This is a genomic window from Enterococcus sp. AZ071, assembly GCF_050499065.1.
Lineage (GTDB): Bacteria > Bacillota > Bacilli > Lactobacillales > Enterococcaceae > Enterococcus_A > Enterococcus_A ferrettii.
Genome location: NZ_JBIPAS010000002.1, coordinates 956,950 through 976,089, shown reverse-complemented (window position 1 = coordinate 976,089; position 19,140 = coordinate 956,950). Strand labels below are relative to the sequence as shown.

Below are 19,140 nucleotides of genomic sequence, written 5' to 3'. Positions count from 1 at the left end.
AGCTTATTGTTCCTGTTGACTATCCTTTTTCTTTTTCAGAAGAGCAATAGCTGCCAGGGCTGATGCCAAACCAACAAATGTCAATCCTCTACTTTGAAGATTATTTTCTCCAGTTTGTGGAAGAGTTTTACCACTGCCGCTTGCTGAAGAACTTGTACCAGAAGATCCCGTTCCACCAGATGCAGCTGGTCTAGCTGTTCCTGTTTGGATGCTTGGTGTTGTTTGAGATCCCTTGGTGCTTGGAAGTTCAGAACGTCCTGTGCTTCCATAACTAGATACACTCATGCTCGCGCTATTGGACGCTGACGTACTTCTTGAAGAACTTGTACTTGCACTGTCTGATCGTGAATCACTTACTGACGTACTCATACTTGTACTTTCACTAGAACTAATCGAAGTACTTCCACTGTAACTAGTTGATTCACTTCGGTCACTTGCACTGATCGATGTGCTCAAGCTTGTACTATCACTAATGCTTGCCGACGTGCTTCCACTATAGCTTGCGGATTCACTACTACTAATGCTGATGCTGTCAGAGATTGAATCACTTACTGATGCACTTGTACTTGTACTGTCACTGATACTTACCGATGTGCTTCCGCTATAGCTTGCTGACTCACTTGCACTATCACTATTACTAATGCTGGTGCTGTCGGATCTTGAATCACTTACTGACGTACTTGTACTTGTGCTGTCACTGGTACTTACTGACGTGCTTCCGCTATAGCTTGCAGACTCACTGCGTTCACTTGCACTGATCGATGTGCTTTCACTTGTGCTCTCACTATTACTAATGCTCGTGCTGTTTGAGCTTGAATCACTTAGCGATGTGCTAGTGCTTGTACTATCGCTAGTGCTTACTGACGTACTTCCACTATAGCTTGCTGATTCACTTGCACTGTCACTATTACTAATACTCGTGCTGATCGAGCTTGAGTCGCTTAGTGATGTGCTGGTACTTGTACTGTCACTGATGCTTGCTGACGTACTTCCGCTGTAGCTTGCTGATTCACTTGCACTGTCACTATTACTAACGCTCGTGCTGTTTGAGCTTGAATCGCTTAGTGACGTGCTTAAACTTGTGCTTTCGCTACTGCTTACACTTGTACTGTCTGATCTTGAATCACTCACTGAAGTACTTGTGCTGGTACTTTCACTGATGCTTAGTGACGTGCTTCCACTATAGCTTACTGATTCGCTACGTTCACTTGCACTGATCGATGTGCTTTCGCTTGTGCTTTCGCTATCACTATTGCTGGTGCTTTCTGATCTTGAATCGTTAACCGATGTGCTGGTACTTGTACTGTCACTTGTGCTTACTGACGTACTTCCACTATAGCTCGCTGATTCGCTTGCTGAATCACTCGCACTGTCTGAAGTCGATGTGCTGATCGACGTACTGATACTTGCACTTTCGCTATTACTAATGCTTGTGCTGATTGAACTTGAGTCACTTACTGATGTGCTTTCACTTGTGCTCTCGCTATCACTACTGCTTGTACTATCTGATCTTGAATCGCTAATCGAGTTACTCAAACTTCCACTGTCACTATTGCTAATACTTGTGCTTGTTGAGCTTGAATCGCTAACCGATGTGCTTGTACTTGTACTATCACTTGTACTTACTGACGAGCTTCCACTGTAGCTGCCTGATTCGCTTGCTGAATCACTCGCACTGTCGGAAATTGATGTGCTGATTGATTCGCTGATCGACGTACTTACACTTGTGCTCTCGCTATCACTATTGCTGGTGCTTTCTGATCTTGAATCGCTAACCGATGTGCTTGTACTTGTACTATCACTTGTACTTACTGACGAGCTTCCACTATAGCTGCCTGATTCGCTTGCTGAATCACTCGCACTGTCGGAAATTGATGTGCTGATTGATTCGCTGATCGACGTACTTACACTTGTGCTCTCGCTATCACTATTGCTGGTGCTTTCTGATCTTGAATCGCTAACCGATGTGCTTGTACTTGTGCTATCACTTGTACTTACCGACGTGCTTCCGCTAAAGCTGCCTGATTCACTTGCTGAATCACTTGCACTGTCGGAAATTGATGTGCTGATTGATTCGCTGATCGATGTGCTTAGACTTGCACTGTCACTGTTACTAATGCTTGTACTGATTGAGCTTGAGTCACTTAGTGACGTGCTTACACTTGTGCTTTCGCTATCACTATTGCTTGTACTATCGGACCTTGAATCACTGATTGATGTGCTTGTGCTTGTACTGTCACTTGTACTTACTGACGTACTTCCGCTAAAGCTGCCTGATTCACTTGCTGAATCACTTGCACTGTCGGAAATTGATGTGCTAATTGATTCGCTGATCGATGTGCTTAGACTTGCACTGTCGCTGTTACTAATGCTTGTACTGATTGAGCTTGAGTCACTTAGTGACGTGCTTACACTTGTGCTTTCGCTATCACTATTGCTTGTACTATCGGACCTTGAATCACTGATTGATGTGCTTGTGCTTGTACTGTCACTTGTACTTACTGACGTACTTCCGCTAAAGCTGCCTGATTCACTTGCTGAATCACTTGCACTGTCGGAAATCGATGTGCTAATTGATTCGCTGATCGATGTGCTTAGACTTGCACTGTCGCTGTTACTAATGCTTGTACTGATTGAGCTTGAGTCACTTAGTGACGTGCTTACACTTGTGCTTTCGCTATCACTACTACTTGTACTATCAGACCTTGAATCACTAATCGAGGTACTCAAGCTTTCACTGTCACTATTACTGATACTTGTGCTAGTTGAACTTGAATCACTGATTGATGTGCTTGTACTTGTGCTATCACTTGTACTTACTGACGTACTTCCACTGTAGCTGCCCGATTCACTTGCTGAATCACTTGCACTGTCGGAAATCGATGTGCTAATTGATTCGCTGATCGATGTGCTTAGACTTGCACTGTCGCTATCACTGATGCTGGTGCTTTCTGATCTTGAATCGCTAACCGATGTGCTTGTACTTGTGCTATCGCTTGTACTTACCGACGTGCTTCCGCTAAAGCTGCCTGATTCACTTGCTGAATCACTTGCACTGTCGGAAATCGATGTGCTAATTGATTCGCTGATCGATGTGCTTAGACTTGCACTGTCGCTATCACTGATGCTGGTGCTTTCTGATCTTGAATCGCTAACCGATGTGCTTGTACTTGTGCTATCACTTATACTTACCGACGTGCTTCCGCTAAAGCTGCCTGATTCACTTGCTGAATCGCTCACACTATCCGAAATTGATGTGCTGATTGATTCGCTGATCGATGTGCTTAGACTTGCACTGTCGCTGTTACTAATGCTTGTACTGATTGAGCTTGAGTCACTTAGTGACGTGCTTACACTTGTGCTTTCGCTATCACTATTGCTTGTACTATCAGACCTTGAATCACTAATCGAGGTACTCAAGCTTTCACTGTCACTATTACTGATACTTGTGCTAGTTGAACTTGAATCACTGATTGATGTGCTTGTACTTGTGCTATCACTTGTACTTACTGACGAGCTTCCACTATAGCTGCCTGATTCACTTGCTGAATCGCTCGCACTGTCGGAAATCGATGTGCTGATCGATTCACTGATCGACGTACTTAGACTTGCACTTTCACTGTTACTAATGCTCGTGCTAGTTGAGCTTGAATCGCTAACCGATGTGCTGGTGCTTGTACTATCGCTTGTGCTTACTGACGTACTTCCACTGTAGCTGCCTGATTCACTTGCTGAATCGCTCACACTATCCGAAATTGATGTGCTGATTGATTCGCTGATCGATATGCTTAGACTTGCACTGTCACTGTTACTAATGCTTGTACTGATTGAGCTTGAGTCACTTAGTGACGTGCTTACACTTGTGCTTTCGCTATCACTATTGCTTGTACTATCGGACCTTGAATCACTAATCGAGGTACTCAAGCTTTCACTGTCACTATTACTGATGCTGGTGCTGGTTGAACTAGAATCACTGATTGATGTGCTAGTGCTTGTACTGTCACTTGTACTTACTGACGTACTTCCACTGTAGCTGCCCGATTCACTTGCTGAATCACTTGCACTGTCGGAAATCGATGTGCTAATTGATTCGCTGATCGATGTGCTTAGACTTGCACTGTCGCTATCACTGATGCTGGTGCTTTCTGATCTTGAATCGCTAACCGATGTGCTTGTACTTGTGCTATCACTTGTACTTACCGACGTGCTTCCGCTAAAGCTGCTTGATTCACTTGCTGAATCGCTCACACTATCCGAAATTGATGTGCTGATTGATTCGCTGATCGATGTGCTTAGACTTGCACTGTCGCTGTTACTAATGCTTGTACTGATTGAGCTTGAGTCACTTAGTGACGTGCTTACACTTGTGCTTTCGCTATCACTATTGCTTGTACTATCGGACCTTGAATCACTGATTGATGTGCTTGTGCTTGTACTGTCACTTGTACTTACCGACGTACTTCCACTGTAGCTGCCCGATTCACTTGCTGAATCACTCGTGCTGTCGGAAATCGATGTGCTGATTGATTCGCTAATCGACGTACTGATACTTGCACTGTCGCTATCACTGATGCTGGTACTTTCTGATCTTGAATCACTAATCGAGGTACTCAAACTGTCACTATCACTATTACTGATACTTGTGCTAGTTGAACTTGAATCACTTAGTGATGTGCTAGTGCTTGTACTGTCGCTTGTACTTACTGACGTACTTCCACTATAGCTGCCTGATTCACTTGCTGAATCGCTCGTACTGTCGGAAATCGATGTGCTGATCGATTCACTGATCGACGTACTTAGACTTGCACTTTCACTGTTACTAATGCTCGTGCTAGTTGAGCTTGAATCGCTAACCGATGTGCTGGTGCTTGTACTATCGCTTGTGCTTACTGACGTACTTCCACTGTAGCTGCCTGATTCACTTGCTGAATCGCTCACACTATCCGAAATTGATGTGCTGATTGATTCGCTGATCGATGTGCTTAGACTTGCACTGTCGCTGTTACTAATGCTTGTACTATCAGACCTTGAATCACTAATCGAGGTACTCAAGCTTTCACTGTCACTATTACTGATACTTGTGCTAGTTGAACTTGAATCACTTAGTGATGTGCTTGTACTTGTGCTATCACTTGTACTTACTGACGAGCTTCCACTAAAGCTGCCTGATTCACTTGCTGAATCGCTCGCACTGTCGGAAATCGATGTGCTGATCGATTCACTGATCGACGTACTTAGACTTGCACTTTCACTGTTACTAATGCTCGTGCTAGTTGAGCTTGAATCGCTAACCGATGTGCTGGTGCTTGTACTATCGCTTGTGCTTACTGACGTACTTCCACTGTAGCTGCCTGATTCACTTGCTGAATCGCTCACACTATCCGAAATTGATGTGCTGATTGATTCGCTGATCGATGTGCTTAGACTTGCACTGTCGCTGTTACTAATGCTTGTACTATCAGACCTTGAATCACTAATCGAGGTACTCAAGCTTTCACTGTCACTATTACTGATACTTGTGCTAGTTGAACTTGAATCACTTAGTGATGTGCTTGTACTTGTGCTATCACTTGTACTTACTGACGAGCTTCCACTAAAGCTGCCTGATTCACTTGCTGAATCACTTGCACTGTCGGAAATCGATGTGCTGATTGATTCGCTGATCGATGTGCTTAGACTTGCACTGTCGCTATCACTGATGCTGGTGCTTTCTGATCTTGAATCGCTAACCGATGTGCTTGTACTTGTGCTATCACTTGTACTTACCGACGTGCTTCCGCTAAAGCTACCTGATTCACTTGCTGAATCACTCGCACTATCTGAAATCGATGTGCTGATTGATTCGCTAATCGACGTACTGATACTTGCACTGTCGCTATCACTGATGCTGGTACTTTCTGATCTTGAATCGCTAATCGAGTTACTCAAGCTGTCACTGTCACTATTACTAATACTTGTGCTAGTTGAACTTGAATCACTTAGTGATGTGCTTGTGCTTGTACTTTCACTTGTACTTACTGACGTACTTCCACTGTAGCTGCCCGATTCACTTGCTGAATCGCTCGTGCTGTCGGAAATCGATGTGCTGATTGATTCGCTAATCGACGTACTGATACTTGCACTGTCGCTATCACTGATGCTGGTACTTTCTGATCTTGAATCACTAATCGAGGTACTCAAGCTGTCACTATCACTATTACTGATGCTTGTGCTAGTTGAACTTGAATCACTTAGTGATGTGCTTGTGCTTGTACTTTCACTTGTACTTACTGACGTACTTCCACTATAGCTGCCTGATTCACTTGCTGAATCGCTCGCACTGTCGGAAATAGATGTGCTAATTGATTCGCTGATCGATGTGCTTAGACTTGCACTGTCGCTATCACTGATGCTGGTGCTTTCTGATCTTGAATCGCTAACCGATGTGCTTGTACTTGTGCTATCACTTGTACTTACTGACGTACTTCCACTATAGCTGCCTGATTCACTTGCTGAATCACTCGTGCTGTCGGAAATCGATGTGCTGATTGATTCGCTAATCGACGTACTGATACTTGCACTGTCGCTATCACTGATGCTGGTACTTTCTGATCTTGAATCACTAATCGAGGTACTCAAGCTGTCACTATCACTATTACTGATGCTTGTGCTAGTTGAACTTGAATCACTTAGTGATGTGCTTGTGCTTGTACTTTCACTTGTACTTACTGACGTACTTCCACTATAGCTGCCTGATTCACTTGCTGAATCGCTCGTGCTGTCGGAAATCGATGTGCTGATTGACTCGCTAATTGACGTACTGATACTTGCACTTTCACTATCACTAATACTTGTACTTTCTGATCTTGAATCGCTAATCGAGTTACTCAAGCTGTCACTATCACTATTACTGATACTTGTGCTAGTTGAACTTGAATCACTTAGTGATGTGCTTGTACTTGTACTTTCGCTAGTGCTTACTGACGTACTTCCACTATAGCTGCCTGATTCACTTGCTGAATCGCTCGTGCTGTCGGAAATCGATGTGCTGATTGACTCGCTAATTGACGTACTGATACTTGCACTTTCACTATCACTAATACTTGTACTTTCTGATCTTGAATCGCTAATCGAGTTACTCAAGCTGTCACTATCACTATTACTGATACTTGTGCTAGTTGAACTTGAATCACTTAGTGATGTGCTTGTACTTGTACTTTCGCTTGTGCTTACTGACGTACTTCCACTGTAGCTGCCTGATTCACTTGCTGAATCGCTCGCACTGTCGGAAATCGATGTGCTGATTGATTCGCTAATCGACGTACTGATACTTGCACTGTCGCTATCACTGATGCTGGTACTTTCTGATCTTGAATCACTAATCGAGTTACTCAAGCTGTCACTATCACTATTGCTGGTGCTTGTGCTAGTCGAGCTTGAATCACTGATCGAAATACTTGTACTTGTACTTTCGCTATCACTGATGCTAGTACTTTCTGATCTTGAATCACTAATCGAGTTACTCAAGCTGTCACTATCACTATTACTGATACTTGTGCTGGTTGAGCTGAAATCACTGATTGATGTGCTTGTACTTGTGCTATCACTTGTACTTACTGACGTACTTCCACTATAGCTGCCTGATTCACTTGCTGAATCACTCGTGCTGTCGGAAATCGATGTGCTGATTGATTCGCTAATCGACGTACTGATACTTGCACTGTCGCTATCACTGATGCTGGTACTTTCTGATCTTGAATCACTAATCGAGTTACTCAAGCTGTCACTATCACTATTACTGATACTTGTGCTAGTTGAACTTGAATCACTTAGTGATGTGCTTGTGCTTGTACTGTCACTTGTACTTACTGACGTACTTCCACTATAGCTGCCTGATTCACTTGCTGAATCGCTCGTGCTGTCGGAAATCGATGTGCTGATTGATTCGCTAATCGACGTACTGATACTTGCACTGTCGCTATCACTGATGCTGGTACTTTCTGATCTTGAATCGCTAATCGAGTTACTCAAGCTGTCACTGTCACTATTGCTGGTGCTTGTACTTTCTGATCTTGAATCGCTAATCGAATTACTCAAGCTGTCACTGTCGCTATTGCTGGTGCTTGTGCTGGTTGAACTTGAATCGCTGATCGATGTGCTTGTGCTTGTACTTTCACTAATTGAAATTGATAAGGATTCTGATTGAGACACACTCTCTGATAAGCTTTCGCTATTCGATATTGAACTACTTGTACTATCTGAAATTGAGTCGGAAATCGAATCGCTCTCACTATCTGAGATCGAATCTGAGTTTGAATCCGACGTTGAATCACTTTCACTAATCGAAATTGATAAGGATTCTGACTCCGATACACTCTCTGACAAACTTTCACTATCTGAAATGGAATTACTTGTGCTATCAGAAATTGAGTCGGAAATCGAGTTCGAAGTTGAATCGCTCTCACTATCTGAGTTTGAATCCGACGTTGAATCACTCTCACTAATCGAAATTGATAGAGACTCTGACTCTGATATACTCTCTGACAAACTTTCACTATCCGATATTGAATTACTTGTACTATCAGAAATTGAGTCGGAAATCGAGTCCGAGATTGAATCGCTCTCACTATCTGAGTTTGAATCCGACGTTGAATCACTTTCACTAATTGAAATTGACAACGATTCTGATTCTGAAACACTCTCTGACAAACTTTCACTGTTTGAAATTGAATCACTTGTACTATCTGAAATCGAGTCGGAAAGTGAATCTGAGATTGAATCGCTCTCGCTATCTGAGTTTGAATCAGATGTCGAATCACTTTCACTAATTGAGATTGACAACGATTGTGACTCTGAAATACTCTCTGACAAACTTTCACTATCTGAAATTGAATCTGAGATCGAATCCGAGATTGAGTTGCTTTCACTATCGGAAATCGAGTCTGAGATCGAATCTGAAGTTGAGTCACTTTCACTATCCGAAATTGAGTCTGAGATCGAGTCTGAAGTTGAATCACTTTCGCTATCCGAAATTGAGTCTGAGATCGAATTTGAAGTTGAATCACTTTCGCTATCCGAAATTGAGTCTGAGATCGAATTTGAAGTTGAATCACTTTCGCTATCCGAAATTGAGTCTGAGATCGAGTCTGAAGTTGAATCACTTTCGCTATCCGAAATTGAGTCTGAGATCGAGTCTGAAGTTGAATCACTTTCGCTATCCGAAATCGAACTACTTGTACTATCGTCAGACCTTGAAGTACTCTCACTATCTGAAATTGATGTGCTGATTGAATCACTTTCGCTATCTGAAATCGAATTAGATGTAGAGTCACTTTCACTGTCTGATACTGAGTTCGACAATGATTCACTTTCAGACATTGATGTTGATTCAGAGACAGGATCAACGTCATAGTTAACAACAAATCCCTGAGGAGAATTATCAACTGAGCCTGCACCATTTGTAGTTGTATCAAATTTCGGGTTAGCTGCAAGTGCTTCTGCTAAACTATTATAGGTAACTCCATCTGGACCAGTAACAGTATAAATATAACCATTTCTGGCTAAGTCAGCATCTGTTACACCTAAACTAATCGTTCCGTTAGAAACCCCAGAAACTCCATAGTTTCCTTCATTTACACTTGTTGGTAATTGTTCATAAGCTGTTCCAGTAGCAGGATCACTGCTAGGTTGATTATTACCAACTATACCAGCTAATTGGTAATCTGGATAAAGTGTAATTGTTAATGATTGAGGAGTAGCATCATTGGCATTTGTGCCATTAGCAGTAAAGTCAAACGTAAATACGCCGTTCGCATCTGCATGGTATCCAGCTTGTGTTAGGTAACCGGAAATTAAATCAGCATAGCTCATTTCAGCACCAGATGACCCATTGATTGATACATTTGCTGTCTGACCTACTAATGATGTACCATCTGAATTTACAAAGGTAACATTTACAGTTTGTACATCCGCAGCAACGTATATAGTGACAAGAACCGGATCAGTGCCCACGGTTGTAGAGGTAGCCTGTGTGAATCCATTCAGTTCCGAGCCTGTTGCGTAATGGTAGCCTTCAGCAACTAGATCATTTGTGTAGTAAGAGTTTGTCCAGTCAACTGTATTGCCATAATTAGCTGGAGTCTTGCTTGTACCCGCAGCCTCTTGTCCAGAAGAAAGGTAATCTGATGAAACAACTAATCCCGTTTTAGCATCTACATATTGATATTGAACAGAATTATTTGCTTCCCCGTAAACATAAATATTATACGTATACTCTGTACCTTCCATTGGAACAATCGCAACACCAGCTTGTCCATATGCATCTCCATCATCTGCTGATGTAGTGCTATCGCCACCGCTTTGCTTGTCTGTCAGTGCTGACGGAGGAACTTGATTTGCAATCGCCCACATGTAGTTTGGCGGCATATTTGACAAGGCATAGTCTTTGTTAACTAAATCTATATATTGCCCAATATAATTAACATCTTTATCTATAGGAACATTTATCGTTTTGACAACATTACCATATTGATCTACATAATTAACTTTGACGGTTCCAGGCTCAATTGCCGTGGTGGATAATTCACGCGTGCTACTGTCTACGATGTTAGAGGATGAAGTATTACCAGCTGTATCCTTGATGGTTGTAACACCATTTCTAATCGTCATATTGGTAAACTTAAGATTTCTATTTCCACCTGGTGTTGCTGCTTGGCTATCAGTTCCTTGCCACGTTGAAATCTGTGAGTTGTTCATTGTAAATGTTCCGGCACCACTCACCAAAGGTCCCGTACTTGGAGCGCCCGAGGTAGTATTTACTGCCATATGCAACTTCTTAGGAGAGATAAACGTAACGCTAGAACCAGCGCTATTCATTTGTATTACGGCTCCAGGTGCCCATTGATTAATATCAAGGGTTGTCCCGGCATTAAATACAACGCTTTGAGTGCCCTCTATTCGAATTGCCCCAGGTTGAGTAGATTGAGGGATAGATAAATTAAAGTTTTGACCAAATACATATTTCGCACTAGAAGATGCACCTTGTTGTCCGTTAATAAAGTATTGGAATCCCGTCTGAGTCCAGCTACAATTATCACCGACGGTTATCTTATCTATTAAATAGTAAACAGCAGGATAGTTTGCCGATTGACCGTTGTAAGTCCGTGCTGTATTCGAAGAGCCGTCTCCCATCGTAATGGAATTCCCATAACCAACACTTCCCGATGCTGCTCGTGTTTCAAAGTAAAACTCTGAGAAAGCAATATCATTAGACGTACGATTTAATGTAACGCTAGAGTTATTAGCAAAGTTAATACTTCCCACAGAACGAGTGATTTCATTTGATATATTGAAGACATTCGTACCTGAGAACACTAATTTAGAGCCTACTCCATACATAAGATGGATCGGATTATTTCCATTTGAATCACTTTTAGTTAATGTCACGTTATTGACATTTGCCGTCAACTGAGTTGCATTTGTCGGATTAATCAAGGAGTAGCCATTTCCATCATTGCCGCCAAAACCTTGTTGTGCTATTACATTGCTTAAAGTAAAGGTTGTAGAGCTTGTAATTCCACCCCAGTTAAAGGTTTGAGTACCAAGATCGATAGTATTATTGTTTCCTTGAACAATAACACTAGCCCCATTAGCACGTGCAGACATTGCTCCTGAGCTATAAGTGATGTTAGCTGTAACATCAATATAGGTAATGCTAGCATTACCCCATGCAGCTCGCAGCTCTGCATAAGTTGTTACCTTAGCATACGTCCCATTTGCTATTGCATTTGCTTTGTATGTTGCATCATTCAGAACTTCATCTGGAACGGCTACATTAACGGATGTTGGAGAATTTGACGCTCCCGGATTATTGACCGCATCCTCAAAATCTCCACGATTAATATCTGGATCGGCAGAAACGTTAATCTTTGTTGCACGACCATTAGCTCCTTTAACCGAGAAGTATGCAATTAAGTCATTTGCTGCAGCATATTTTTGTGCTGCATGAATCAATGCATTGCTTGGTACAGTACCATCTTTCATGGTAAATACTAGCTCATTTGTTTTTGCATCAACTTTTACTTCCGTCCCATTTGGAACAATTTGATCAAATAAATCTTTTGCTTTGTTTGTTTCGTTTACACTTTGTTCTTTTGCTGCTGGCTGCTTACTTTTCTCTTTGTTTAAAGAATTTACTGCACTTCGGTTTTCAGAATTACTAATTGATTCAGACAAGCTGTCAGAAACCCAAGCACTTGCAGATTCTGAATGACTCGTTGAATCAGACATACTATCAGAAGCTGCATTATTTACTTTTGCAAGAAGACTATTCGATGTTGACTCACTAATCGAATTTGAATGACTGGTTTCCTCAAACTTTGAAGTGCTAATTGACTCAGATTCAGAAATACTTATAGAATCAGAAACGCTTAACGATTCGGAAATACTAGCAGAATCCATTGTACTTTCTGATTCAGTGTTACTAGTCGAACCCGTATTACTCTCTGATTCTGTTTCAACAACTGACTCACTTTTGCTTTCTGATGCTGGAGCCTCCGAATTAGTAGTGCTATCCACGACTGGCTCTGATACACCATTTTCTGGTGTTACTGGAGCGGGTATACTTGCTGTTTCTTGATTAGCAAGTACTTGATCCGTTCCCGTATCAATCTCCATTCCTGCATCATCTTGACTCGCTGATGTAGCTTGTGCTTCCATGGTAACTAGCGTACTAGCCCCTAAAACACCCGTAAATGCCGTTATTGTAGCAAACATCCAATGCTTGCCACTTTTGTACATTTTGTAATGCTCTTTCTTGTTCGATCTAAGCAGCTTATACAAATTATTTTTACGACTCATAATTTAAGCACAGCGCCCCTTTCCTTTCAATTTTATAAACTTTTTGAAGTGCTAAAGTGATTATTACATAGGAAATGAGAGCAGGATTAAAACGTGTCAATATTGGGAAACTTAACTTTATATTCCGCAATACCAAAACAAAAAAACAAAAGAAATGATATTCTGCACTCATTTCTTTTGTTTTATAGGTATAATTCTATGTTTTTAACAAATTCCAGAGGTACCTTCTAGAGATAACCATAGTTGTCATTTCTTGTTCATTGGCGGCTATATAATACGCTCATATTCAAAGCTGAGCCATTTTGCTGGGGTTGTACCTGAAGCAAGAACAGTATGATCAATAGGAACAGGCATAACTGAAGGCGAAGCATAGACCCATTTTCTAATTAGCTTATATCCTGGAATTTCAGTTGGTGGATTCAGTGGGTCACCTGGTATCAATGTCTCTGAATATGTTAAGCCTGCATTTTTAACCGCCTCATCGAAAAGCGCTACTTCCTCGGGATCTTGTCCTAGTTCATAGGATAAACCGTACTTGTACTGATACGTTACGGGTTCAGAAATAAAATTGTATTTTAATCCTTCAAAATTTCCTTCTTTAAATGCTTCATCATAAATTCTGTCACCTATTTGATAGGTTTTTCCTTTATACGTTACGTCTCCAAAAGAATAATTCCATCCTACTGCAAAATCTTTCTTTGGATCGATAGGCAGAACCTTTACATATCCCTCTTCTTGGTTGTACATGATAAATGGACTTCTATATAACATGTCTGTATCAGACATCAACAGTTGACCAGTAACCTTGTCAAATAGATAGTTCTTGTTATATCCATCTAACCAGTCCCCTTTAATCAACTGATCATCAGCATTATTATTCTCTTTGTTCCAAATACTATCCGATGTCGATCGCGAAGCACTGCTTAGGAAACTACTTCTTTCTGACATACTGTTACTGACAGAATTAGAGAGGCTGGCTAAGGATTCATATCTTTGTGACTGGCTTTCTGAGACAGAAGTAGAAATACTCCCCTGGTTACTTTGTCTTGTAGATTGACTGGCAGAAACCGAGTCTGATGTACTTCTTAGATAGTCTTGTCTCACAGATTGACTTTCTGAGACAGACACTGAAGCGTCTGTTAAATACTCTTGTCTTGCTGATTGGCTCTCTGAAACTGAAAATGATGTGCTGCTTAAGCCATCAGCCTTTTTCAATTGGCTTTCACTTACAGACAACGATAAGCTTGCTGCAGCACTATTTTTTTGCGATTGCTTTTCTAATGCTGATTGCGATAAGCTTTCCCGTTCATTTAAATACTGTGAACGACTATCAGAAGCTGCATTCGATAAACTCGCCATTGCACTATGTCTCAATGATTGACTGGTTGAGACACTATGAGGCGCCTTATGACTCTCAGAAAGTGAGTCACTCATGGACATTGAAAAACTAGCGGAGCTGGTTGTTGATCCAGAGTTCGTCGTACTTTTTGACTCCTCGTTACTATCAGACCGCGAATTAGTTGTACTTTCCTCTTCTTTCAAGCTTTCTGATTTAGAAGATGAGTCACTAAAAGACTGGCTGTTAGATAGTGATTGCGAATTTGAATTCGATGCTTCACCCCCTATAGCTGCTTCAGAACCTGATAGACTAGCTGAAAGACTCATTGATTCTGATTTAGAATCATAATTAGAGAACCATTCTGAACTTTCTGCACTATATGAGTCTGACAATGACGTTGAAACAGATAAGATTTCACTTAACGAAATGGACTGCTCAGATGTTGAAAAATCAGACAACAATGAGTCAGTTGAAAGCGATTCATAGATTGATGTAAAATCTGAAATTGAACTTGACGTTGATGTCGAAATCGAATCTGAAGCAGAAAGAGACGTTTCACTGGTTGATTCCGTTTCACTTTCTGGAGGTGCTTCAGAAACTGATACACTCATTGATAGACTTGCTGATTCTGAGCTAGATGAATGATCGGAACGCCATTCTGAACTTTCTGTACTATAAGAATTTGATAAAGAGCTTGATAGCGACACAATTTCACTTAACGATAACGATTGTTCAGACGTTGAGAAATCCGACAGCAACGAGTTATTTGATAAGGATTCATACATTGATACAAAATCAGAAAGTGAAGTAGATATAGAATTCGATGCTGAGTCCGACACTGACCCTGAGATTGACTCTGGAAGCGCAGAATCACTTAATGATTCTGAAACAGAAGCAGATACACTTTGACTTGCTGAGATTGATGGATCAACTAACTGCATACTTAGCGACTCACTCGTACTAGCACTCTCATGTCTTGAATCAACTTCCGAGCCAAGCTTGCTGTGTAAAGAGTGTTCACTGTCTGCAAAAGACTCTCTTACTGACGCACTAAGAGAAAACATCTCTGACTGTGACGTACTGAATAGTTGGGCCGCTTCCTCTGCTGAAATACCTTCTTCACTAGCCAATGCTGAGAAAGAGGTGGATTCAGATTCCAATAAACTTTGTGAGATATGTGGAGGCGTCATTGACATTGACTGACTTTCAATTGCTAGCAGACTGTTATCAGAGTTTATTTCATTCGGTGATTGTACCTCACTCTCAGAATAATTACCGCTTTCTGTATCAGAAACAATTGTACTTTCTGACTGGATAGTACTTTCAACTATTGTGGTGCTCTCTGACAATGTTTCACTAGTTGATTCTGTCGCACTCTCTGATGTAGAATTGCCATTACTTATTGATGTAGACTCAGGTGCTGGTGGTATTTGAGTTGTTTCTTGTACAGCTAGGACGTTATCAGTATTGGTTTCTAAGGCTTCATTGGTATCTGTTGGACCTTCCTCTGCCTGCACCTGCATAGTATTCATGGAAGCGCCAAAAATCCCACTAACAGCTGTAATAGCTGCATACATCCAGTGTTTGCCACCCTTATACATTTTGAATCGGACTTTCTTGTCAGCATTTTTTAGACGTTTCAAATTATTATTTCTCGACGACAATACAATTCCTCCTTCTTCATTTTTTCTAGTTTATTACACATAATCAGGAAATTATAAAATACTCCCAATATTGGGACGTTTTAGACAAACTGGTAATTTACATGTAAAATTGCAAATATACTAGTTTTGTCTGTGATAATAGTCTTGACTTTAGACAGTAATCTTATCTATACTTAATTAAGTGTTGGGGAAGTACTCAAGTGGCTGAAGAGGCGCCCCTGCTAAGGGTGTAGGTCGTTAACACGGCGCGAGGGTTCAAATCCCTCCTTCTCCGTATCTATTATTAATAAAAAAAATCTTGAGGGAGCTGTCTATTCAAACAGCTCCCTCAAGATTTTTTTTGGCTTCACTAATGTGATACCTCTAAATCAAACGTTGCGACTCTTTGCTCACCAGTAACAAAATCAATTTCAAATTCATTAAATTCTGATCCATCAACCGGTAATTCCCAAAACATTTGTGTTATACCAGATTCATTAGGCAAAACTTCTGCTTGACCAATCTGTTGATTTACTAAGGAGAGTCTCACACCATCTTTTGTATATGCTTGAAAATATTGTGCATAGGGCAGAAAAGGTTGCTCCATAGCTAGATTAGTATACTCAACTTTCACCGCTACCATGCGTTCCGTGTCGTAACTCTTTAGGTCAGACATGCCTTTTGGAAAGGCTGATTGCTTCGTAGTTGCCTCAATGATTTTAAGCTCAGCAGTCTTAGTTTCCCCGTCACCAAAATCAACGCTCTCATTCATACCATAAACTTGGACCTCTTGTGTCAATCTCTCACTGGTTTCTGTCTGCGCACTATCATTAGCTACTTGTTTTTTGTAATTGGAAAATTCTTCTTTAAGCTTAGTATTTTCTGCTTCTAGCTTCGCGATCTTTTCTTTTAAGTCAGCAGCCTGAGTCGTTGGTGTTTCCGAGGTACAACCTGTTATCAGAGGTAATGCTATGACTAAAAGTAGAAGTATTTTCTTCATCTAATAAACCTCATTCTTTCATTAAAAAGATTCAGCATTATTATGTACCTTAAATACTAAACTTTTCATTTCAGTAAAATTTATCCAAAATTCCCTATCCCAGTTGTTCAATAAGGCTAAATGATTCCAAGGCTTGTTTTTTTCTACACTGCACTTGAAATTTTTAACAATACATTCTTGTTCGTACCTTTCAGCTTCAAAAGCTTCATTTGCATCTGTGACATTAAAATTTGCTGGTAAAAATTGACTATTTTCCTTAAATATTTGATAGGTGAGCTCGTTCATGGTGGTCTCTGTTGAACAAGTATTAATTGTAGTTATTAGGTCATCTACAGAAAATCTTTGATTGTATTCCTGAGTATTAAAAATTATACTATCTGAATTAAAAGATTCCGAATTAGCCTGACTATTTTTAGTACCTCTTATTTTTTTCACTAAGCCCATTGCATATTCATCAGTAAACGCACAGAAATACTCAGCAATGTTTCCCAAAACTAAGGTCTCAGCATCCAAATATATTATTTCTTCAAAATCAGAAAAATATCGAGGCAAGAAGAACTTTGTCAAATGATATCGAATAGGTCCCACATCCACTTTGAATGATGTTATCTGATTTAACTCTTGAGGCATTTGCCAAACACTAATCTCGATCTGTTCTTTTTTCATGGCTTGTGAAAAAGCCCGTAGAATGGTAATATCTTTCTCAACAATATCATCTACCAAAAGTAAAATACTCAAAGATTCTTCACTATCATAATGCTTAATGAGTGAAAAAAGAGATGTTCCCACCAATTCAATATTATTCTGGTTGATGGTATACACTACTGCTTTGCTTGTCATAGTTTATACCTCCTCATATTTTACAGAAAATCCGCATCAAAATCCGTCAGAGCAGTCAACAACTCAGCTTGCTCTTTCAGAATGTCTTCAATCTCTAATTCCTTTTCTTCTGGGATCACGACATCATTCGAGTCAGTTTGAGTGTTGCTATCCCCTTCTACTTTTGAATATAGATTGTCTTCAGTAGAAATTATTTCATCAACGTTATCCTCTAGCAACTCACTTTCTTCATTAATCTCCGTATGAGGACTTACTTCCGTCTCAGTTGAAGACTCCAATACTGCTATAACTGTATCCAAAAAATCTTCACTCGTTTCAGTAATTTCCTGACTTTCTTCTTGAAAATTGGTTGCCGATGATTCAACTTGAACCGCTTCGTTATAGCTGGGAAAGTTGTCCCCTAAAAAGATACTTGCAAATGTATAGCTGCCTCGAGCACTTTTATTGTTGAGCTTTGTACAATACAAACCAAAATTTTCAAGATAGCGATCGACACTTTTTTGATTAATAATTCCTTTTTCCAAATCTCGTATGATGATATTATCCGCATATTGCAAATCGTTATCTTTGATTAAACAAGATAATACTTTCTTTGTTTCCTCGATAGATTCAGCTCTAATTAGTTCGTTCAAATCAATTTGTTGTCGCCCATTGACCGTTAAAGTACTATTCTCATTTCCTTCAGTTAGCACGTTATAAACCATATCCTTATCAATTTGAAAAGGATTTTTATTTTGTTGCATGCAGCTTGTTTTGTATTCTTGAACAATCCGATCAGAAAACTCGTACAGTCCATCCGATATTCGTTCACTTTTAATTAATTCACCGTTATCATAAACATCACAGTTCACATAATGATCATTCAAATCTAGAACATAATTCAGTCCAGATAAGGCAGTAATTTCATTTTCTTTACATTCCAAATAATTCTCACAGGCATTTTCTAAAATAGCACCAAACGTTTTTGGAACTAACGTGACTTCTTCAACTAAAATAGTCATCTTTTCTCCGTTAATCTCTGCCCAAAATGCCCCTTTAAAATAGGTTTCAATTTTACTTAATTCCTCGGAGCTTGTAGCTGAAACCCCTATACACAATGAGCATCTCATTTGGTTATCTTCAGTTTTATCAAATAGTTCCTGTCTCTTATCTGCTAAATAAGCTAATACACTGCGAATGAGCATTACCGTTTCATTATTTTCCAGATGTTCTAATACGTTGCCGAAGGTTTGATAGGCATCTAAACGACGACTGTACCGTTTGGTAATTCCCCAGTAGATCGCCTTTTGCATTTCCTGCAGTAATATCTCACTACCAATTGATTCATTTGATTGCTTTCTGAACAAAGATGGTTTCCAGGTATTCTTTTTCACATAGGCGTATACCGAACTAAAAATCTCTTCATAGTTTGGCCCACAAATCCCTATTCTGTATTGATCGATATCTAGTGCGATTATTTTCTTTACCATAGTTTCCTCCAA

The 19,140-nt window shown here is 40.3% G+C and carries 5 protein-coding genes and 1 tRNA gene; 1 reads left to right on the top strand and 5 read right to left on the bottom strand.

All coding sequences use genetic code 11. The features are described from left to right. Positions 1-3: 3 nt before the first annotated feature. Together IGI49_RS23115 and IGI49_RS23110 are read right to left on the bottom strand one after the other, a co-directional pair. Positions 4-12,837, bottom strand: coding sequence for a KxYKxGKxW signal peptide domain-containing protein (locus tag IGI49_RS23115; protein WP_429965283.1), 12,834 nt, complete (start codon positions 12,835-12,837; stop codon positions 4-6). A gap of 267 nt (positions 12,838-13,104) precedes the next feature. Further along, entirely contained in the window at positions 13,105-15,840 is a 2,736-nt protein-coding gene (locus tag IGI49_RS23110; protein WP_429965284.1) for a KxYKxGKxW signal peptide domain-containing protein, read from the bottom strand. Positions 15,841-16,026: 186 nt separating this feature from the next. Between IGI49_RS23110 and IGI49_RS23105 the strand changes: the two genes are divergently transcribed. Next, positions 16,027-16,114 (top strand) — tRNA-Ser (locus IGI49_RS23105). Positions 16,115-16,189: 75 nt separating this feature from the next. Here the strand turns inward: IGI49_RS23105 and IGI49_RS23100 are convergent. The 3 genes from IGI49_RS23100 to IGI49_RS23090 are packed head-to-tail and all read right to left on the bottom strand — an operon-like array spanning position 16,190 to position 19,128. Further along, positions 16,190-16,819 carry a hypothetical protein gene (locus tag IGI49_RS23100; protein ID WP_429965285.1) on the bottom strand — a complete coding sequence of 210 codons (630 nt, stop codon included), beginning with the start codon at positions 16,817-16,819 and terminating at the stop codon, positions 16,190-16,192. Positions 16,820-16,840: 21 nt separating this feature from the next. Further along, the gene (locus IGI49_RS23095) at positions 16,841-17,659 is read right to left on the bottom strand and encodes a glycosyltransferase (protein WP_429965286.1); all 819 of its coding nucleotides are present in this window, start codon (positions 17,657-17,659) and stop codon (positions 16,841-16,843) included. A gap of 20 nt (positions 17,660-17,679) precedes the next feature. Continuing rightward, complete coding sequence (locus tag IGI49_RS23090; protein WP_429965287.1) at positions 17,680-19,128, bottom strand: hypothetical protein; 1,449 nt, start codon at positions 19,126-19,128, stop codon at positions 17,680-17,682. Between the last annotated feature and the right edge of the window lie 12 nt (positions 19,129-19,140).